Consider the following 20,440-nt stretch of genomic DNA (forward strand, 5'->3'; position numbering starts at 1 on the left):
GTTGTCGGCTCTTTCAAGCATGATAGAAATTCAACGACGTCCTGAACCAGATCTTTCCCTTCTTCCTGATTCCATTCCTCCGATTCTTAAACGTATCTACATCAACCGTGGGATAACGGATCTTTCACAATTAGAAACGTCGGCCCGTGGGTTGCATTCATATCAAAAACTCGGGGGGATTGAGCAAGCTGTCGATCTTTTGTTTCAGGCGATAAAAGAACAAAAACGCATCATCGTTGTCGGTGATTTTGACGCTGATGGCGCGACAAGCTCAGCATTATCAGTGCTCGCGCTGCGTATGCTTGGTAGTCACAATGTGGATTACCTAGTGCCAAATCGTTTTGAAGACGGTTATGGGTTAAGCCCAGAAGTCGTTGACCAAGCCCTAGAGCTTGGCGCTGAGATGATCATGACGGTGGATAACGGCGTCTCATCAATCGAAGGCGTGCGTTACGCAAAAGAAAATGGCATTACTGTGCTTGTTACCGATCACCACTTGCCAGGACAAGTGTTGCCTGATGTGGATGCAATGGTGAACCCAAACCTTGAGAGCTGTAGCTTTCCATCTAAAGCGCTTGCGGGTGTAGGGGTCGCGTTTTATCTCATGATGGCACTATGCGTTCATATGCGAAAACACAATTGGTTTGCAGAACAGGGGATGCAAGAGCCCAAATTGATGGAACTGATTGACCTTGTTGCACTGGGTACCGTCGCCGACGTCGTTCCATTGGATGAAAACAACCGCATTCTTGTACACCAAGGCTTGCAACGTATTCGTGCGGGCAAAGCGCGTCCCGGCATCCAAGCATTAATTGAGGTCGCGAAGCGCGATGCGCGTCGTTTAGTTGCGTCTGACTTTGGCTTTGCTTTAGGTCCACGTATTAACGCAGCAGGTCGTCTTGATGACATGTCTTTCGGTGTTGAACTGCTGATGTGTAACAACATCCACGCTGCTCGTCGCATGGCAAGTGAATTGGATGGCTTGAACCAAACTCGTAAAGAGATTGAAGAAGGCATGAAGCAAGAAGCGATGGCTTTCTGTGAGCGCCTTCAGTTTGGTGAAGGCAATGAGCTTCCTTATGGCTTAGCCTTATTCCAACGTGATTGGCACCAAGGTGTGATTGGTATTTTGGCTTCGCGCATTAAAGAGAAGTTTCATCGTCCAGTCATTGCATTTGCTGATGGTGGAGAAGGGACGATTAAAGGCTCGTGTCGTTCTATTCCGGGGCTACACATGCGCGATGCGTTGGATTTCATCGACACGCAAAACCCGGGTTTGATCATCAAGTTTGGTGGACACGCCATGGCAGCAGGCTTAACGATTAAAGAGCAGGATTTTGAGCGTTTCAGTCGTTTGTTTGATGAAGTGGTAAAAAAGGAACTCGATGAAGCGGCGCTAAAAGGCGTGATCATGTCAGATGGCGAACTTAAGCCGGAAGAGTTCTCTATGCATGTTGCTGAACAGCTGCGATCGGGTGGCCCTTTTGGACAAGCTTTCCCAGAGCCAATCTTTGATGGTGAGTTTAAAGTACTGCATCAAAAGCTGGTGGGTGAGAAGCATCTTAAATTGATGTTAGAGCCGCTTTATAAAGGTCACCCTACCAATGTGATGATCGACGGTATCGCATTCAATGTTGATCTACGTCGATGGCCAGATGCATCGGTTAAAACAGTACGTCTCGCGTATAAGCTGGATGTGAATGAATTTCGTGGTAATCAATCATTGCAATTGATGATCGACCATATCGAAGCTAAGTAATACCTAGATTAACCTTTCTTATAGAGTACGGTTGCCCCTAAGTGGGTGTAAAATTTTATGACCGTGCTCTCTCTCACCGCAATCTGATTTCTCATCCGAAATTTTCCTGTATCTCGGTCACATTTTTCAGTAGAATTTCTCGGTTAAATTCTATTCTAAAATGTTGAGTAAACATGTTTGAAATCAATCCAATTAAAAACCGTCTGCAGGACGTGTCTCAGCGCACAAATGTCCTGAGGGGGTATCTTTGACTATGACGCGAAGAAAGAGCGTCTAGAAGAAGTCAACGCAGAACTTGAACAACCAGATGTATGGAACGAACCTGAGCGTGCGCAAGCACTGGGTAAAGAGCGTGCATCACTAGAAGCGGTTGTTGAAACCATTGATCTACTAGAGCAAGGTGTGGAAGATGTAGAAGGTCTTCTTGAGCTGGCTGTAGAAGAAGAAGATCAAGAAACATTTGACGAAATTGAACCAGAACTTGCTGAGTTGGAAGAGAAGCTAGAAAAGCTTGAATTCCGTCGTATGTTCTCTGGCGACCACGATAGCTCTGATTGTTACATCGATTTGCAAGCTGGCTCTGGTGGTACAGAAGCACAAGACTGGACTAACATGCTGCTGCGTATGTACCTACGTTGGGCAGAAGCGAAGGGCTTCAAAGCTGAAGTGATTGAAGTCTCTGAAGGTGAAGTCGCGGGTCTTAAGTCGGCAACAGTTCGCATCTCTGGTGAATATGCGTACGGTTGGTTACGTACTGAAACGGGCGTTCATCGTCTTGTTCGTAAATCTCCGTTCGATTCAGGCGGTCGTCGCCATACGTCATTTGCTTCTGCGTTCATCTATCCAGAGATTGATGAAAACATCGACATCGACATTAATCCTTCCGACCTACGTATTGACGTTTACCGTGCGTCAGGCGCAGGTGGTCAGCACGTAAACACCACAGAATCTGCGGTACGTATTACGCACGTACCTACGAACACAGTGGTTCAGTGTCAGAATGACCGTTCTCAACATAAGAACAAAGATCAGGCAATGAAACAGCTTCGAGCGAAGCTATTTGAGCTTGAATTGCAAAAGCAAAATGCGGAAAAACAAGCTAATGAAGACGCTAAGTCTGACATTGGCTGGGGTAGCCAGATCCGTTCTTACGTATTGGATGACTCACGTATTAAGGACCTCCGTACGGGCATTGAAAACCGTAATACTCAAGCGGTTCTTGATGGCGATCTGGACAAATTTATTGAAGCTAGCCTGAAATCAGGTCTATAAAGCTTTTCACCGACAAAAACAGGATACATCGAAAATGACTGATGCTGTTCAAAACGAAACTGTACAAGAAGCCTCTGCACAAGAAGAGAACAAGCTAATTGCTGAACGCCGCGCTAAACTGGATGCAATCCGAAAGAGCTGCAAAGCGAACGGCCATCCAAACGACTTCCGTCGTGACGCACTAGCGGGCGACCTTCAGAAAGAGTTCGGTGAAAAGACGAAGGAAGAGCTAGAAGAGCTTAACCACGTAGTAGCAATCGCTGGCCGTATCATGGCTAAACGTGGTCCATTCTTGGTAATCCAAGAAACTTCTGGCCGTATCCAAGCTTACGCTGACAAAGCGGTTCAAAAAGTACTTAAAGAAAAATACCAAGGTCTAGATATCGGTGACATCATCGGTGTTAAAGGTGCACTTCATAAGTCTGGTAAAGGTGACCTATACGTGAACATGGAAGAGTACGAGTTGCTAACCAAAGCACTACGTCCACTTCCAGAAAAGTTCCACGGTCTAACTGACCAAGAGATGCGTTACCGCCAACGTTACGTTGATCTGATCGTTAACGAAGACTCTCGTCAAGCGTTCGTAGTACGTTCTAAAGTAATGTCTGCAATCCGCAACTTCATGATCTCTAAGCAGTTCATGGAAGTTGAAACGCCAATGATGCACGTTATCCCTGGCGGTGCGAGTGCGCGTCCATTCATCACGCACCACAACGCACTAGACATGCCAATGTACCTACGTATCGCGCCAGAGCTATACCTGAAGCGTCTAGTTGTTGGTGGTTTTGATCGCGTATTCGAAATCAACCGTAACTTCCGTAACGAAGGCCTTTCTCCACGCCACAACCCAGAATTCACAATGATGGAATTCTACATGGCGTACGCAGACTACAAAGATCTGATGGACCTAACTGAAGAACTACTAAGCTCAGTGGCGCAAGAAGTTCTAGGTTCAACGTCAATGCCTTACGGTGATGAAACGGTTGAGTTTGGTGGTACTTACACTCGTATGAGCATGTTCGAAGCAATCAAGCACTACAACCCAGACCACGCGCAAATCCAAGCGCTAACAGAAGAAGACCTACAAAACCGTGATCTAATGGTTTCTATCGCGAAATCTGTTCACGTTGAAGTAGAACCTTTCTGGACATGTGGTCAGCTTCTTGAAGAGATCTTTGGTGAAACAGCAGAACCTAAGCTAATGCAGCCTACGTTCATCACTGGCTACCCAGCAGATATCTCTCCACTAGCTCGTCGTAGCGATGACAACCCGTTCTTTACAGACCGCTTTGAGTTCTTTATCGGTGGCCGTGAAGTAGCGAACGGTTTCTCAGAGCTTAACGATGCTGAAGACCAAGATGCACGCTTTAAAGCACAGGTTGAAGCGAAAGAGTCTGGTGACGACGAAGCAATGTTCTACGATGCAGACTACATCACTGCTCTAGAGCACGGCCTACCGCCAACAGCAGGCCAAGGTATCGGTATCGACCGTTTGGTTATGCTACTGACTAACACGCACACTATCCGTGACGTGATCTTATTCCCTGCAATGCGCCCGCAAGCGTAATTCGATAGGATGAGTAAAAAACCACCTTCGGGTGGTTTTTTTTGCCTTTTAGTTAAGCTGATTCAAGTTGTTGCATTTGCCTTTTAATGGGATATGCAAATAAACATTCGCCAAATCTCAATCTATTGCATAGTCTTAATACTGAGACAGACGTGAGGGGGCGGAGTCTCGATAATGTTACCCGCTCGCAAAGATAAGTTTGTGGCACAAAATTTCTATTAACAATGAAAAAGGGTTAGAGAATGGCTGGGCAGTTTAAGATGGATTCCATCCCGGGATCGCTTGTGGTAGTTGGCGGTACTTATGAGCCTTGGTTATCGGTACTGGAGCAAGTGGGCTGGAAGTGTCACCAAGTAGGTGACTTACGCAAAGCTAATACGCTGTTAGAAGATATTGGTCCATGTATCGGTATTGTTGATCTCAGCCATGACGAGTTCAGCTTGAATGGTTTGGCGAACTTAGTCAGCTCTCACAAACACGTACGTTGGTTAGCGTTTATTCGTGAATCTCAGCTTGGCACTGACACCATATGCCAGTTCATTGTTAACTTTTGTATCGATTTTTTCACAGCGCCGATCCCAGATGCACAGTTATTAAGCACAATAGGTCACCAGCTTGGCATGCTTAAGTTGGAGAAAAAAGTTTGGCCTAGTTTTGGTAGCAGTTTAGATATGGGTTTGATCGGTGAATCTATCCCGATGAAACGTTTACGCGATCAAGTGAAGCGCATTGGTCCAACGGACGTCAGTATTCTGATTTCTGGGGAAAGTGGGACTGGTAAAGAGGCGGTTGCTAGGGCCATCCATAAAGTCTCTTCACGCTCTCATAAACCGTTTATGGCAATTAACTGTCGCGCACTCAATGAACAACGTTTCCAAGCTGAAGTATTTGGTATTAACGCCGATGAAGATATGGAAGCATGCCTGCTTGAACAAGCAGATGGCGGCACCGTGTTGTTTAACGACATTCTTACCATTTCAAAAGAGCAGCAAATGAATCTGCTGAGATTCTTGCAAGAAGGCACCATTGATACCAAAGATGGCGTAAAAGCGGTTAACGTGCGTATTCTTGCTGCTAACTCGTCAGATGTTGAAAAAGCTTTGATTGACGGTGACTTCAATGAAGAGCTTTACCATTACATCAACGTTTTGCGCATCAATGTCCCTAGCTTGAAAGAACGTGCGAGTGACATCGCATTGCTGGCTCGTTTCTACTTACAAGAGTTCTCAAAAGAGTACAACTCGCAAGCAAAAAGCTTTTCTGAGGATGCATTCAAGGCACTGACACGTTATTTCTGGCCTGGAAATGTGCGTGAGCTGATGAACCAAGTGAAGCGAGCGGTATTAATGTCCGACAGCGTAATGATTGAAGAGCATCACTTAGATTTACCTCAACGTAATGACTCAAAGCGCAGCTTGAAATCAATCCGTGAGAAGAGTGAACGTGATGCGTTGCTAGTTGTTTTGGAATCTCATTCTGGTCAAGTTTCAAATGCGGCGAAAGAGCTAGGAGTTTCGCGTGCAACCATGTATCGACTACTTAATAAACATAATTTGATTTCCGAACAAGCCATGTAGTTGGCCTTTCCCTGTGTCAAATAGGCGAATAAATACAATAAAAGAGTGGCCACAGAGCCGCTCTTTTTATTTTTTGTTTGGTTTGATTTATAAAATCCGCAAATTTATATATTCCTCAGGTGAATATGTTATACATAAAAGTATATGAAACTAAATTGAGGTGTATTGATTTGTTTTTAATCAAAAAGGCAAAAAATGTTTGATATATATTCATCAAAGCTTACAATTTAACCGTAACTCAGTGAGTTATACCTTTCATAAACGGATTAATTTTTAGCTAGGAGGCGCAAGATGAAACATTACGTTGTTAACACCACTGCTTGCGCTGATCGTATGCCTATCGCTCCGATAACCCTTAAATCGGATGATACCAATACCACTGGCTCACAAGATAAAAATTAATCCGTAACCTATCATATTTATTACTAGGCTGCGGAAAAGTAGCGGCTTAGTATCAACAGAATATTTCTGTTCATTTTACGCACTATTTTTCCCAGTCGAATACATCGATAATCGGAGAAAATATTATGCGTCACTCTATTTACCTACAATTGGCCACTTTGCTATTGAAAGCAGACCTTAAACGCGAAGAAAAGCAATGGCAGCGCACCATACGTCGAACTGCTCATGATATTCCATGGACGAATGTTCATCTATTGAGAGATATTGGTTTAGATCGCGATGGTCGTTCTACACGTGCCAATGTTCCGGATGCAGTAAAAGTTGAACGTCGAGTTCGTCACCTTCGTCGAGTCTTAACGTCGCGAATAATGACGTAATCGTTAGCGTGTTGGGCTGACTGAGTTGCTAACGAGTCATTCAACACGCTTAACTTTTTATATGAAGTATGACTTCATTGGATAAACAGCTGATCTTGAAGATCAGCTGTTTTCGTTTGAAGGTGGTACTGTTAAGGGCAAGGATTCGAGTAAGTTGTACCTATTGCTTGAATTTCAGTAAGTAGTTCGTCGCTAAGTTGCAAATCAATACTGTCGATATTGGCTTTTAATTGGTCTAGGTTTGTTGCTCCGATAATGTTAGAAGCAACAAATGGACGCTGATTGACAAACGCGAGCGCCATTTGTGCAGGGTTTAGACCATGCTCTTGAGCTAAATTGACGTAAGCTTCGGTCGCTTTAACACCTTGCGGAGTGAAGTAGCGCGCAAAACGCTCCCACTTAGTGCATCGAGCGCCTTCAGGTTTTGCCCCGTTTAGGTATTTACCACTCAGGCAGCCAAATGCCAAAGGAGAGTAGGCAAGTAACTGAACGCCTTCGTAATGGCTGATTTCAGACAAGCCAACTTCGAAGCTGCGGTTCAATAAGTTATATGGGTTTTGAATGGAGACAATTCTTGGCAAATCGTGTTTTTCTGCCAAACGCAGTAGCGACATCACACCCCACGGCGTCTCGTTGGATACGCCGATATAGCGCACTTTACCTGCATTCACTAATTCAGTAAGCGCTTCCAACGTTTCAATTAACGTGACTTCTTCTTGTTTGTCAGGGTATGGGTAGTTGAGTTGACCAAAGCAGTTGGTTTGACGCTGCGGCCAATGTAGTTGGTACAAATCGACATAATCGGTTTGTAGACGATTAAGGCTGTCATCAATCGCTGTATGGATGTGGCGACGATTAAGGCTCATGTTGTCTCTAATGTGAGGAACATTGCGAGGGCCTGCCACTTTTGTTGCCAGTACTACTTTTTCTCTTTTGCCGCTTTTTGCTAACCAATTACCGATGTATTGCTCGGTAAGCCCTTGTGTTTCCGATCTTGGCGGTACAGGGTACATCTCTGCGGTATCGATGAAGTTCACCCCATGATCGAGGGCAAAGTCGAGCTGTTCAAAGGCGTCCTTTTCTGTGTTTTGCTCGCCAAACGTCATAGTGCCGAGGCAGATTTTACTGATCTCAAGTGATGAGTGCGGTAGTTTTGTGTATTGCATATCACGTCCTTGAAGAGTTACCGACTAAATAAGTGACTCCAATATAGGGGATTTTTAGCCGCAATCGCAAATGATTTACGTATAAAGGGAGAGCAAACTCGAAAGCTACAGTTAGCCTAACTACACTTAAATAATCGTGTGAAGGAGGTATGTTATGCAGAAGCATCAATTGGACATGTGGCTACATGGTCCACATAAAGATACTTATAAAACTCCCAAAGTATTTGTGATTGGGTGTTCTGATGTCTCTGACTATCTTTTAGCTGTGGAGTACAAGCATCAACTTGAGCCGATTAAAGACGGTGAAGACCCGATACATTTTGGCTCTCTAGACTTAGTAAAAGAAGAACTATTGAGGCTAGGGGTCGATAAAGCGTATTTAAGGCTGCGCAATGCGTATGACGAATGTGGCACTGAAGAGGCAGCCTCATACTGCGATATTGAGTTATCGCTCGTGACGCACTAAATAGCTGATATGGTTTTATTCTGGTTGAGTGTTAATGTAGTGCTTGAGTAAGATCTGTTCAGTAAACTGTGTTCTAAGGTAAAAGCCTCGGGGCAGAGTTTTCATCGGCTTACCATTTGAGTTGTATGCTTCGGTGAGCGCTTTTGCATTTGCGGCTTTAGGGCGAAGATGCAGCGCTTCTCCGTGTCTGGCGGAAATTTGATCAAATCTTCCCAAGACGATCATCTCCATTAACTCTTCCCAGTCATTTCGCAAAATCCGTTCTTCTTCTTCATCTGGTGACCAAATGAGTGGACTGCCCACACGTCTTTCAGCGAGTGGGATTTCTCGTTCTCCTTCTACGGGTACCCAAAGCACGCGAGATAGCTTGTTTCGAACATGACTTGTTTCCCATGTAAGACCATGAACACCAGTGAGGGGAGCCACAGAAACAAAGGTTGTTTCTAAAGGTTTGCCAGAATAACTGATCGGAATACTTTTCAACTCGATCCCTAGTTTTGCGAAATCTTGTTGAGGTTTACTGCCAGCTGGAGCGCCCAAGTGCCATTCGAGTAATTGACCCACCCAACCTTTATCACGTTTTAAGTTTTCAGGAACAATCATATTCGCCTCGGCGGCCAACTCAGCAAAACTGAGTCCTGCCATATCATGCGCTCGTTCCAATAGCTCTGCTTCTGTTTGTGGTTCTGGTTTCATAGTTACAAGGTGGTATTACAAAAAATATAGTTTATCAAACTCCGACCAAATCTACTGTTTAAGATTTCACCGAGGCGGTGTAAGAACGATCAATTCATAACTTATCCACAGGTGGAGGAGGTATTGATAAGATCCTGGCGGGGTCTGTATGAATAAACAGGGGTTAAAATGCATTTTTGGGGTTGATTTTGTTGTAATCATCTAAACGAATAGCAGGTGAGTGTGGATAAATAGCCTGTTGGTGGATCTTTGACCGATCTGAGTTTGGTGAAAAGATCATCAAGAAACTGAAGATCGAATTATCGTTGTTTTTAAAAATAAATACTTTTTTATCAATGTTTTATGTTTATTTTTTGTTTCTTCATCTGTTTTGCTTTTGATGGGATTGAACTGAATTACTCATTTGAATTGAATTCTTCACAAAGTTATTCACAGAAAAGGTGAATAAATGTGGGCAATGTCTCACTCTTGTGTTGATAAGGTATGGTTTGATTAAAAGATATCCAAAAATGCTGAAAAGGTAATAAATCTTGCTCATATCACATCAGTAAGTTTGCTAGTAATGGGGATATGTGGAAAAATCACGGTAATAAAAAATTTATTCATAGAGGTTAGCCAGTGATAGATGGCGATGGTTACCGACTTAATGTTGGTATTGTGATATGTAATAACCATGGTCAGGTCTTCTGGGCTAAACGATACGGGCAACACTCATGGCAATTTCCACAAGGTGGGATTGACGAAGGTGAAACCCCTGAACAAGCCATGTTCAGGGAGTTATACGAAGAAGTCGGTTTAACGAAAAAAGACGTTAAGATCATTGCAACAAGTCGTCATTGGTTAAGATATAAGCTACCAAAGCGATTGGTGCGTTGGGACTCCAAGCCTGTTTGTATCGGCCAAAAACAGAAATGGTTTCTGCTGAGATTAGAATGCGATGAGTCTCGCATTAATATGCAACGCGGAAAATCCCCTGAATTTGATGGTTGGCGCTGGGTAAGTTACTGGTATCCAGTTAGGCAAGTTGTTTCTTTCAAGCGAGATGTTTATCGACGAGCGATGAAAGAATTTGCATCCTTAGCCATGCCTTTTCGAGAGAGAAAAGCGAAAGGGAAAAGAAAAAAGCAACGTAGAGGATAATCATGCTCAGTCAGCTAAGGGAAATAGTTGAGAAAGTCTCCAGGGTCGATGATGTGCATCTGGCACTCGATATATTGGTGAAAGAGACTTGTGCTGCCCTTAGTACTGAGTGCTGTACTATCTATCTTGCTAATGAAGAAATGCAGCGCCTTGAGTTAATGGCAACTCAAGGCCTTATTTTTGAAGGTGATAGTATTCATATCAACTTCAATGAAGGCTTGGTTGGGTTGGTAAAACGAAGCGCTGAACCCCTTAACCTTGCCGAAGCCTCAAAACACCCCGAGTTCAAATTCTTTCCTCAACTCGGCGAACAGATTTACCACTCTTTTTTAGCTACTCCAATCATTCATCGTAAACAAGTTTTAGGTGTGTTGGTGATCCAACAAAAAACGCCGCGCTTGTTTAGTGAAATGGAAGAATCGTTTCTTGTTACCTTATCCGCTCAGTTAGCGGTGCTCATTGCACATGCGCAGAATCTTGGGCATTGGCAGTTAGCATCTAAACCCACGGTATTAAAAGGTTTGCCTGCGTCTACTGGTGTCGCGATTGGAGAGTTTTGGTTCGACAATACCCAGCCGAGTTTATCGGATGTTTTCCCTTCGTCCACGTTAGATAAGGAACGCGAGCACGAGACATTACTGGTGGCCATAGAGCGAGCGTTAAATGACTTTCGCCGTATGCGGAAAAAGCTGGACAGTGAAATCAACAAAGATGCGCTGGCGATCTTCGATCTGTTTACTCACTTACTGAATGATCCGATGCTTCGCGGTGATTTGAAGAAGCAGATTGAAAAAGGAGACAGGGCAGACTGGGCGTTACGCCAAGTTGTAGAGTCATACTCGAATCGATTTGCCAGAATGTCGGATGTATACATGCGTGAAAGAGCGCAAGATATCCGAGAGTTAGGGCAAAGGCTGCTCTATTTTCTGCACAACAGTGAGCAAGAAAATTCTGCAATTGATCGTCCCATTATTTTGGTGGCGAACGAACTCACTGCCACCTTGCTCGCTTCTGTACCTAAAGAGTTTTTGTTAGCCGTCGTATCATTAGAGGGAGGCGCAAACTCTCACGCTGCCATTTTATCTCGAGCTCTTGGGGTCCCTGCAGTCATGGGCGCCAACATTAATCTGGATGTGGTGAATGGCAAACTCGGGATAGTCGACGGCTATACGGGTGAGATCTTCTTAGAGCCAAACCGTCAGTTGTTGCGAGAGTATCGCAGCTTAGTAAGCGAAGAGTCTGAATTGTTTGCCATGGTAAACAAGGACCTCGCACTCCCTGCGGTTACGCAAGATAATCACCATATCGAAATTATGCTGAATGCGGGACTCAGTGCAGACAGTAACATTGCCATCAACACAGGTGTTGATGGTGTTGGGTTGTACCGAACTGAGATTGCATTTTTACTTCAGCATCACTTTCCTTCGGAAGATGAGCAGTATCATCAATACCAAGCAATACTTAACAGCTATCCGAATCAACGAGTAGTGATGCGTACTTTGGATATTGGTGGTGACAAACCTTTGCCGTATTTGCCCATCGAAGAAGATAATCCGTTTCTAGGCTGGCGTGGCATTCGTTTTACATTGGATCATCCAGACATTTTCTTGATCCAGCTGCGTGCAATGTTAAGAGCGAGTGCAGAAAGCGGAAACTTAAGTATCTTATTGCCAATGGTGTCAGGGGTAAAAGAGCTAGACGATGCCATTAGCTTGATTAATCAAGCTCACAGCGAAGCCGTTTTGCTTGATGATAGTATTCAATTCCCACAAATTGGGGTCATGATTGAAGTACCATCGATGGTGTATCTGTTGCCAACGATCGCTCACCGTGTTGATTTTGTTTCTGTCGGGACAAACGATTTAACTCAGTATTTATTAGCGGTAGATAGGAACAATTCGCGCGTCGCGGATGTCTATGAATCTATGCATCCTGCGGTACTGTTAGCGCTTAAGCAAATCCATGAGGTGTGTGATAAATATCAGGTGCCCGTGTGTATTTGTGGTGAGCTAGCGGGTGATCCATTTGGCGCTCTTCTCTTACTTGGGTTAGGGTATACCAGTTTGAGTATGAACACCTCCAACGTGGCTAAGGTGAAATATTTGATTCGTCATAGCCAACAAGAAGAATTAGAAAAATTAGCGGAGCAAGCAATGACAAAGTCCTACGGGGAGGACATTCATCAAATGATGCATGACTTCTTCATCCAACAGGGTTTTGCGGGCTTTATCCGTGCAGGTAAAAAGTAGGAAATCGTGACCGTCTCTTTATTTTTGTTATTGTTGGCGCTAGGCGCTTTTGTGGGTGTGATGGCGGGGTTACTCGGTATCGGTGGTGGTTTGATTGTTGTTCCTGCCTTGTTGTATTTGCTTCCTCTTGCTGGGATCTCTCCAGAAATGAGTATGCACATGGCCTTAGCCACTTCGTTAGCGAGTATTATTGTCACGTCTGGCTCATCGGCGATGAATCACCTTAAGCTCGGCAATGTCGATATGTTTGTCGTAAAATGGTTGATGCCTGGTGTGGTCATTGGTGGCTTTGTTGGTGCCAATATTGCTGAGTGGATCCCTACACACTATTTGCCGAAAGTGTTTGGTGTCATTGTTCTTTGCCTGTCAGTACAAATGTTTCGTTCCATTAAAGTTACGAGCAGTAAACCTATGCCGAGCAGCCCTGTGACTGTAGTTTACGGCACGGGAATTGGTGTCGTATCAAGCCTTGCTGGTATTGGTGGTGGCTCACTGTCGGTACCATTTTTAAATAAACATGGGATAGAGATGCGTAAAGCGGTGGGCTCATCCTCCGTTTGTGGTTGCGTGATTGCTATTTCTGGTATGATCGGCTTCATCTTACATGGCTATAAAGTGGAAGGCTTACCTTCATACAGTATTGGCTATGTTTATCTTCCCGCTTTATTAGCGATTGCTATGGCCTCGATGCTCACAACAAAAGTGGGTGCGAAGCTCGCAACTAACCTTCCAACTGCGGTATTAAAAAAGATATTCGCGGTGTTCTTAATGTTTGTTGCAGCGACCATGCTGCTCTAAGTTTGTACCCAAGTCATTCTCGCTGAACCAAGCATCTAGAGGTTACTTGGGTATATTTATTTTGTTGTGATAAGAAGAGAATGATTTATGTCTCAGGGATATATTGAATTTCCCAATATTGATCCGGTTTTAATCTCTATTGGTCCTGTTTCGGTTCGTTGGTACGGTTTGATGTACCTTGTGGGCTTTATGTTTGCTCTATGGTTAGCGAACCGACGTGCAGATAAGCCTGGAAGTGGTTGGACACGAGAGCAGGTTTCTGATTTGTTGTTCGCAGGCTTCCTTGGCGTGGTGATTGGTGGCCGTGTAGGCTACGTGCTTTTCTACAATTTTGAGCTCTTCCTGGCTGACCCTTTGTATCTATTTAAAGTGTGGACCGGTGGTATGTCTTTCCACGGGGGCTTACTGGGTGTGATTACTGCGATGTTCTGGTATGCACACAAAAACGGGCGAACTTTCTTCGGTGTTGCTGACTTTATCGCGCCGCTTGTGCCATTTGGTTTGGGTATGGGGCGTTTAGGTAACTTCATGAACAGCGAGTTGTGGGGCCGAGTAACGGATGTGCCTTGGGCGATCGTTTTCCCAAATGGCGGTCCACTGCCACGTCATCCATCGCAGCTTTATGAAATGGCGCTTGAAGGTATCGTACTTTTCTTCATCTTGAATTGGTTCATCAAGAAACCTCGTCCTCTAGGTTCTGTTTCAGGGCTATTTTTAGCTGGATATGGTACATTCCGCTTCTTAGTTGAGTACGTGCGCGAACCAGACGCTCATTTGGGTTTATTCGGTGGCTTTATTTCCATGGGACAGATTTTATCCCTGCCTATGGTGGTTATCGGTGTCCTCATGATGGTTTGGGCATACAAACGTGGTCATTACAAAGACGAATTACCACAAAAGACGAAGTAAGGTATTGGTGTGAAACAGTATTTAGATTTGTGTCAACGCATCGTTGACCAAGGTGTTTGGGTTGAAAATGAGCGTACAGGCAAGCGCTGCCTGACCGTAATCAACGCGGATTTAACCTACGATGTTGCGAACAATCAATTTCCGTTGGTCACCACACGTAAAAGTTTTTGGAAAGCAGCCGTTGCAGAGCTACTAGGGTACATTCGTGGTTACGATAATGCGGAAGATTTTCGTAAGCTGGGCACGAAAACCTGGGATGCCAATGCCAACCTAAATGATGCCTGGTTGAATAACCCATACCGTAAAGGCGAAGACGACATGGGCCGTGTCTATGGGGTTCAAGGGCGCGCCTGGGCGAAACCTGATGGTGGTCATGTTGACCAGCTACGTAAGATAGTGGATGACTTAACGCGTGGCGTTGATGACCGCGGTGAAATCTTGAACTTCTACAACCCGGGTGAGTTCCACATGGGGTGCTTGCGTCCTTGTATGTACAGTCACCATTTTTCATTGCTGGATGATACGCTTTACCTGAATAGTACTCAGCGTTCGTGTGATGTACCGCTTGGCTTAAACTTCAATATGGTTCAAGTTTACGTGTTCTTGGCGATTATTGCGCAAATTACGGGCAAGAAACCTGGTCAGGCATTTCATAAGATTGTGAATGCTCACATTTATGAAGACCAGCTTGAACTGATGCGCGATGTTCAGTTGAAACGTGAGCCATTAAAAGCGCCGACGTTCCATATCAACCCAGAGATTAAATCTCTAGAAGATTTGGAAACATGGGTCACACTGGATGACTTTTGGGTTGAAGGGTACGAGCATCACGATCCTATTCGTTACCCATTCTCAGTGTAACGAGTATCGTTCTTCAAGATATAGAAAAAGCTCCGAATGGAGCTTTTTTCTTTTTTGTACTTAGAAGGTATTATTTTAGTGCACTGACAATATAACGGTGAATTGGGTTGGTCTGCATCGGTTTGGACAGTGCCGGGCTAATAAACTTAGGTTGAGTGAATATTTCTTTACTCACTAATGAACGGATAAGCTCAAAGTACTTCAGCTCCGTTTTCCCGCACAACAATAGTGAAAAGTCATCGCCCAATTTATCATAGGCATTGAGCACCTCTCGGAATCCTCTAAGATACAAGTAATCCTTCGTTAAACCTCCACCTCGATACACTCGGGCAGTCGTTGTAAATGCTTGAAGATCAGAAGCTTTATACTGTTCTTTTAATAGCATGAACGTATGGCGGAAATCGCGATCCTTGATCATCGACTCTACTGCCAGAACTCGTAAGGCTAAGGTTCTTAGGCGCTTGATACTGAAATGTCCTGACAGATACTCACATAATATAGCCAGCCCTTCTTGAGTGTTGGTATTGGCAGGACAACCTAAGCTCAGGACTTTTAGCGGTTGTTGACGACCGTTAAGCGTAGTCAGGAGATGTACTCCCATTTCATGATGTGCAAGAGCCTCCAGCTCATCAGTGGTGATGTACGCCGCGTGGTTAATTTTGACTCGAGACCCTGAAACTAGTGCGTTTGCTAACATCCCGTCTAACACCTGTATTTCACATTCATACCCATTGCGTTGAGCAAAATTTTGCATGAAACGTGCTATTGCACGGCTATCGTGCTGAGGTTCTTTTTCTTCTTCTGTAGGAAGGTGCAATATGAAATGGGCGTTGGCAATATCTTTGGCGCTCGGTTCCCCATAATAGCGTAAGGAGTTATAAAGAAACTCTTGCGTGCCGATGGTATTCACTTGATCCAGTTTATCTGCATAAGACTGAATTACATCCGCGTATAGCCTCTGCAGTTGGGTGTCTTGAATGTTTTCTAGAGGTAGCTCATATAGGCGTCGCTTTGCGCTGTGGGTATCTACGTTAGTAATTGAATATTGAAAATTAGGCTCTTGAGAATATTTGTTTTTAATGAAACGTTCTCTTTCTTGAGCATAATTAAGAGGATTCACGCTACTGAGGATATCAATATCAGCAACCAGTTGGGTTAGGTTTTCGTCTATTGCGAGTAGCTGATCAGAAATAGCGTCATTAAGCTGCGTCATGTTGTCGACTCCAAATGAGATAGCTCAGCATAAGCATGCTGATGTGGCTCAAATTATCACCGGACAATCGATTTGAACAGTTTAATTATCATAAAAAAGGCTCCACGATGTGGAGCCTAAACAATAAGCGATGGTATGTCGTTGTTGTTACGTTGTTAGGGCTAGAATTGCACCTGGTAGAATAACGAATACTGACATTAGGTAACCACCAACAACAGCTTTATTCTTAATAGCCATTTCAGAAATCATCTCAGCGCCTTTAACCGGAATCTCACGTAGGAATGGAATTCCAAAGATAAACAGCGTCGCCATGATGTTAAACACTAAGTGGACTAGAGCGATTTGTAGTGCGAATACTGCGAACTCTCCAGATACCGCTGTCGCTGCTAGTAGTGCCGTAATACAAGTACCAATGTTAGCACCCAGAGTGAAAGGGTAGATATCTCGTACTTTCAACACGCCAGTACCAACCAACGGAACCATTAAACTTGTCGTGGTTGAGGAAGATTGTACTAGAACGGTCACGATTGAGCCTGATACGATGCCGTGAATAGGACCACGACCGATGGCGTTTTTCAAAATTTCACGTGCGCGACCAACCATTAGGCTCTTCATCAATTTACCCATCACTGTGATTGCAACGAAGATAGTCGCAATACCCAAAGCAATAAGCATGACGCCGCCAACAGTATCACCGAAGGTAGAAAGTGGCTCTTTAATTGCGCCTACGACTGGCTTTGTAATTGGTTTAATAAAGTTGAAGCCCTTAATGCTCATATCACCAGTAGCAAGCAGTGGAGAAACAAGCCAGTGAGAAACTTTCTCTAAAATGCCGAACATCATTTCCAACGGAAGGAAAATAGCGACAGCAAGCAAGTTGAAGAAGTCGTGAATGGTTGCACTTGCAAATGCACGTTTGAACTCTTCTTTACAGCGCACGTGGCCAAGAGACACAAGCGTATTGGTCACTGTGGTACCAATGTTAGCACCCATCACCATAGGGATAGCGGTTTCTACAGGTAAGCCACCTGCAACCAAGCCTACAATAATAGACGTTACAGTACTTGAAGACTGAATTAAGGCTGTTGCCACCAAGCCGATCATGAGACCTGCAACTGGGTGTGCGGCAAATTCAAATAGCACCTTAGCTTGATCGCCAGTTGCCCATTTAAAGCCACTACCAACCATAGATACTGCTAGAAGAAGCAGATATAACATGAATGCCAAGTTAGCCCAGCGTAACCAACGAGCTGTGCTCGAAATTGGTGCCACTGTTGAAGTAGCTTGGTTCATCATAATTTTCTCCGTTGACCTTTCAGTTCATTTTTCGGTCTGTAGTTGAATCTGCGGGCGATGTTAGAGAACAAATATTTCAGTAATATTACAGATTTCTTGCTGTGAGAGATTTTTATTGTTCTTTTTGATAATGGCGTAAAAGAGGAAGAAAATTAATTTTTAACCTGTTGATTTTAATGATTAAATTTTGATTTCGTTTTGTTTGGTTTTTGCGTTTTTTTTGTAGAGAAAATGCGCATCAGTTCAACTTTTATGACAGTATTGACTTTATACTTTCGGTAAAACTTATGCTTTTGTAAGGTATTGTATGGTTTTGTCGAGTTTATTGTTTGTCTCTGTCACATTTGGTATAAAAAGTATCACTTTCTTTTCGGGACTCGATCATGTCACATCTAAACTACAACCATCTCTATTATTTCTGGATGGTGTGCAAACAGGGCTCTGTAACTAAGGCGGCTGACGCGCTCTTCCTGACACCGCAAACCGTGACAGGACAGATTAAAGCGCTTGAAGAGCGCATGAAAGGAAAGTTAACCAAGCGTAATGGTCGTACAGTTGAGCCCACTGAGTTAGGTCAGCTTGTGTTTAAGTACGCCGACCGGATGTTCGGTTTGAGCTATGAGATGTTAGATATCGTCAATTACAGCCAGCACTCGAACATTCTATTTGAAGTTGGTGTAGCCGATGCATTATCTAAACGCTTGGTCAGTAAAATACTGATGACGACCGTCCCGGAAGATAACAGTATTCATTTACGCTGTTATGAATCGACCCACGAACTGCTACTTGAACGCCTTTCTCAGCACAAGCTAGATATGATCCTTTCGGATTGTCCCGTTGATTCTACTCAAAGTCCTGGCCTTTATAGCAAAAAGTTGGGTGAAAGTAGCATGAGCTTTTTTGCTTCTTCTGAAATTGAAAATGTGCGATTCCCTGAGATCTTGGAACAAAAAAAACTTCTGATTCCCGCGAGCCGAACGGCTATGGGGCGTAAAGTTATTCAATGGTTTGATCGTCAAGGCCTTCAACCCAATGTGCTAGGGGAGTTTGATGATGTTGCGTTGATGAAAGCTTTTGCTCGGTACCACGATGATGTGATTTTCTTGGCACCGACCGTATACATGTCGGAGATTGAAGACGACCGAAATTTACAGCTAATTGGCCATGTCGATGGGCTAAAAGAAGAGTACTACGTGATTTTTGCGGAACGAATGATCCAACACCCCGCGGTAAAAAATGTTTGTGATGCTGATTTCAGTCAAATGTTTGAGTAAACCCGTATCGTTGCGTAAATAAATAGATTACTATCAATAAAAATATAATTCTAAATAATATCTAAGTAAGCAAGATACTTGTTTTAGTGAGCAAAACTATTAATTATTGATGGCGCACCAATTAAAATCCTTGGTGGATAATATTGGTGTATCACTAACAACTAAATTAGAGATTCTAATAATGAAGACTCTGGAAGTGTATCTTGATTTTCTTAGATATATAAATCAGTGCAACACAACAAGCTGGCCAGGGTTGGAATAAGTAAGTTGTAGCTAGAGGTCCAACACATGAATCTACAAGAAATGGAGCAGAACTCCGCAAAAGCCGTCGTGTTGCTCAAAGCGATGGCAAACGAGAGACGCCTACAAATCCTTTGTATGCTGCATAACCAAGAGCTGTCCGTGGGAGAGCTGTGTGCAAAGTTAGAGCTAAGCCAGTCGGCATTATCTCAGCATCTTGCTTGGCTTCGCCGTGATGAGTTAGTCACGACAAGGAAAGAAGCACAGACGGTGTACTACACATTAAAGAGTGATGAAGTGAAAGCGTTAATAAAAACACTGCATAGTCTTTATTGTGCTGAGAGTGCTCAACATTAATTAAATAGTCCTAATATACTGCTCATCTTAGAGTGTGAATCTAACTTGTTGGAATATTTGAGAGTGGCGTTAAACCTTTGATGATAGGGTACTACTCATCGACCAATTTGCTTTGTTCTCAAGTGTTTTATTAGTGCTTTCTAGTTTGAGCGTTATATGGGTAATGAATAAGCTGATATCTTTAAATGGGACATTCAGAAAAAGAAAAGCTGGCATTGCCAGCTTTTTTTATTAAGAAAACTTTGTAGATATAAAAAAACCGACACAAGGTCGGTTTTTTCTTCACTGTAAAATCAGGACTCTATTAAAGAGCTTTGATTTGTGCAGCGAAACGAGACTTATGGCGAGCTGCTTTATTCTTGTGAATAAGGCCTTTAGTTGCCATGCGGTCTAGGATAGGTGTAACTACGGCGAATGCAGCAGTTGCAGCTTCTTTGTCGCCTGCTTCGATAGCAGCAACAGTTTTCTTCATGTAAGTACGCATCATTGAGCGACGGCTAGCATTGTGCTGACGACGTTTCTCAGCTTGGATAGCGCGCTTCTTAGCAGATTTACTATTTGCCAAGGGTCTAACTCCCAAAAACTTAGTTCTGTGACAATTTAAGGGCGAGGAATATCCCTCATTTGCGCTTAAATGTCAAATGATTTGTGCAAAAACCGATCTAAGCCAAAACAAATTTTGGTAAGAGAGGTTATCGCGGTTAAGATGGCGGGGATTCTAACAGCATTTTTATACCAATGCTAATAATTATCCGCGAAAGGCACACTTATTCCTTACAACCCGCGGATAGATTTTTGACGTCTATTTGCAGCACCTGTCA

The 20,440-nt window shown here is 43.7% G+C and carries 18 protein-coding genes; 13 read left to right on the top strand and 5 right to left on the bottom strand.

Annotation, left to right across the window (positions count from 1 at the left end):
* Positions 1-19: 19 nt before the first annotated feature.
* The 5 genes from recJ (at position 20) to N646_RS13260 (ending at position 6,954) form a co-directional block, all read left to right on the top strand.
* Positions 20-1,759: a single-stranded-DNA-specific exonuclease RecJ gene (gene recJ, locus N646_RS13240; RefSeq protein ID WP_017821504.1), complete on the top strand. Its 1,740-nt coding sequence runs from the start codon at positions 20-22 to the stop codon at positions 1,757-1,759.
* 173 nt (positions 1,760-1,932) lie between these two features.
* A protein-coding gene (gene prfB / locus N646_RS13245; RefSeq protein ID WP_102949721.1) for a peptide chain release factor 2 occupies positions 1,933-3,031 on the top strand; the annotation gives its coding sequence in 2 pieces (ribosomal slippage) (positions 1,933-2,007 and positions 2,009-3,031; 1,098 coding nt in all).
* 34 nt (positions 3,032-3,065) lie between these two features.
* Positions 3,066-4,598 carry a lysine--tRNA ligase gene (lysS, locus tag N646_RS13250; protein ID WP_017821503.1) on the top strand — a complete coding sequence of 511 codons (1,533 nt, stop codon included), beginning with the start codon at positions 3,066-3,068 and terminating at the stop codon, positions 4,596-4,598.
* A gap of 242 nt (positions 4,599-4,840) precedes the next feature.
* Positions 4,841-6,175 carry a cyclic-di-GMP-binding transcriptional regulator VpsR gene (gene vpsR, locus N646_RS13255; RefSeq protein ID WP_017635067.1) on the top strand — a complete coding sequence of 445 codons (1,335 nt, stop codon included), beginning with the start codon at positions 4,841-4,843 and terminating at the stop codon, positions 6,173-6,175.
* A gap of 527 nt (positions 6,176-6,702) precedes the next feature.
* On the top strand, positions 6,703-6,954 hold the full coding sequence (locus N646_RS13260; RefSeq protein WP_005381776.1) for a hypothetical protein: 252 nt from the start codon (positions 6,703-6,705) through the stop codon (positions 6,952-6,954).
* Between the two features lie 131 nt (positions 6,955-7,085).
* Here the strand turns inward: N646_RS13260 and N646_RS13265 are convergent, their stop codons facing one another.
* Positions 7,086-8,120: an NADP(H)-dependent aldo-keto reductase gene (locus N646_RS13265; RefSeq protein WP_017821502.1), complete on the bottom strand. Its 1,035-nt coding sequence runs from the start codon at positions 8,118-8,120 to the stop codon at positions 7,086-7,088.
* A gap of 154 nt (positions 8,121-8,274) precedes the next feature.
* On the opposite strand from N646_RS13265, the gene N646_RS13270 reads away from it, so the two are divergent.
* Positions 8,275-8,586: a DUF6482 family protein gene (locus N646_RS13270; RefSeq protein WP_005381772.1), complete on the top strand. Its 312-nt coding sequence runs from the start codon at positions 8,275-8,277 to the stop codon at positions 8,584-8,586.
* Positions 8,587-8,601: 15 nt separating this feature from the next.
* Here the strand turns inward: N646_RS13270 and mutH are convergent, their stop codons facing one another.
* A complete protein-coding gene (gene mutH, locus N646_RS13275; RefSeq protein WP_017821501.1) occupies positions 8,602-9,282 on the bottom strand; it encodes a DNA mismatch repair endonuclease MutH in 681 nt (226 codons plus the stop codon).
* Positions 9,283-9,900: 618 nt separating this feature from the next.
* Between mutH and rppH the strand changes: the two genes are divergently transcribed.
* The 5 genes from rppH to N646_RS13300 all read left to right on the top strand — a co-directional run bounded on the left by rppH (position 9,901) and on the right by N646_RS13300 (position 15,239).
* Complete coding sequence (gene rppH, locus N646_RS13280) at positions 9,901-10,422, top strand: RNA pyrophosphohydrolase (protein WP_005381953.1); 522 nt, start codon at positions 9,901-9,903, stop codon at positions 10,420-10,422.
* A gap of 2 nt (positions 10,423-10,424) precedes the next feature.
* Positions 10,425-12,671: a phosphoenolpyruvate--protein phosphotransferase gene (gene ptsP / locus N646_RS13285; RefSeq protein ID WP_017821500.1), complete on the top strand. Its 2,247-nt coding sequence runs from the start codon at positions 10,425-10,427 to the stop codon at positions 12,669-12,671.
* A 6-nt stretch (positions 12,672-12,677) separates the two neighbouring features.
* Positions 12,678-13,469, top strand: coding sequence for a sulfite exporter TauE/SafE family protein (locus N646_RS13290; RefSeq protein WP_005385965.1), 792 nt, complete (start codon positions 12,678-12,680; stop codon positions 13,467-13,469).
* 87 nt (positions 13,470-13,556) lie between these two features.
* A complete protein-coding gene (gene lgt, locus N646_RS13295) occupies positions 13,557-14,378 on the top strand; it encodes a prolipoprotein diacylglyceryl transferase (protein WP_005381948.1) in 822 nt (273 codons plus the stop codon).
* 9 nt (positions 14,379-14,387) lie between these two features.
* Complete coding sequence (locus N646_RS13300) at positions 14,388-15,239, top strand: thymidylate synthase (protein WP_017636170.1); 852 nt, start codon at positions 14,388-14,390, stop codon at positions 15,237-15,239.
* A 70-nt stretch (positions 15,240-15,309) separates the two neighbouring features.
* Here N646_RS13300 and N646_RS13305 read toward each other — a convergent pair whose 3' ends face one another.
* Both N646_RS13305 and N646_RS13310 read right to left on the bottom strand, forming a co-directional pair.
* On the bottom strand, positions 15,310-16,452 hold the full coding sequence (locus N646_RS13305; RefSeq protein ID WP_017636169.1) for a flavohemoglobin expression-modulating QEGLA motif protein: 1,143 nt from the start codon (positions 16,450-16,452) through the stop codon (positions 15,310-15,312).
* Positions 16,453-16,599: 147 nt separating this feature from the next.
* On the bottom strand, positions 16,600-17,745 hold the full coding sequence (locus tag N646_RS13310) for a Na/Pi symporter (protein WP_025768431.1): 1,146 nt from the start codon (positions 17,743-17,745) through the stop codon (positions 16,600-16,602).
* 386 nt (positions 17,746-18,131) lie between these two features.
* Here N646_RS13310 and nhaR point away from each other — a divergent pair, with 386 nt between their 5' ends.
* Together nhaR and N646_RS13320 are read left to right on the top strand one after the other, a co-directional pair.
* Entirely contained in the window at positions 18,132-19,022 is an 891-nt protein-coding gene (nhaR, locus tag N646_RS13315; RefSeq protein ID WP_017821499.1) for a transcriptional activator NhaR, read from the top strand.
* Positions 19,023-19,310: 288 nt separating this feature from the next.
* Positions 19,311-19,619, top strand: a complete 309-nt coding sequence (locus tag N646_RS13320; protein WP_005381940.1) for an ArsR/SmtB family transcription factor — start codon at positions 19,311-19,313, stop codon at positions 19,617-19,619.
* A 304-nt stretch (positions 19,620-19,923) separates the two neighbouring features.
* Here the strand turns inward: N646_RS13320 and rpsT are convergent, their stop codons facing one another.
* A complete protein-coding gene (rpsT, locus tag N646_RS13325) occupies positions 19,924-20,184 on the bottom strand; it encodes a 30S ribosomal protein S20 (RefSeq protein ID WP_005381938.1) in 261 nt (86 codons plus the stop codon).
* Positions 20,185-20,440: the final 256 nt, after the last annotated feature.

It is taken from the genome of Vibrio alginolyticus NBRC 15630 = ATCC 17749 (assembly GCF_000354175.2).
GTDB lineage: Bacteria > Pseudomonadota > Gammaproteobacteria > Enterobacterales > Vibrionaceae > Vibrio > Vibrio alginolyticus.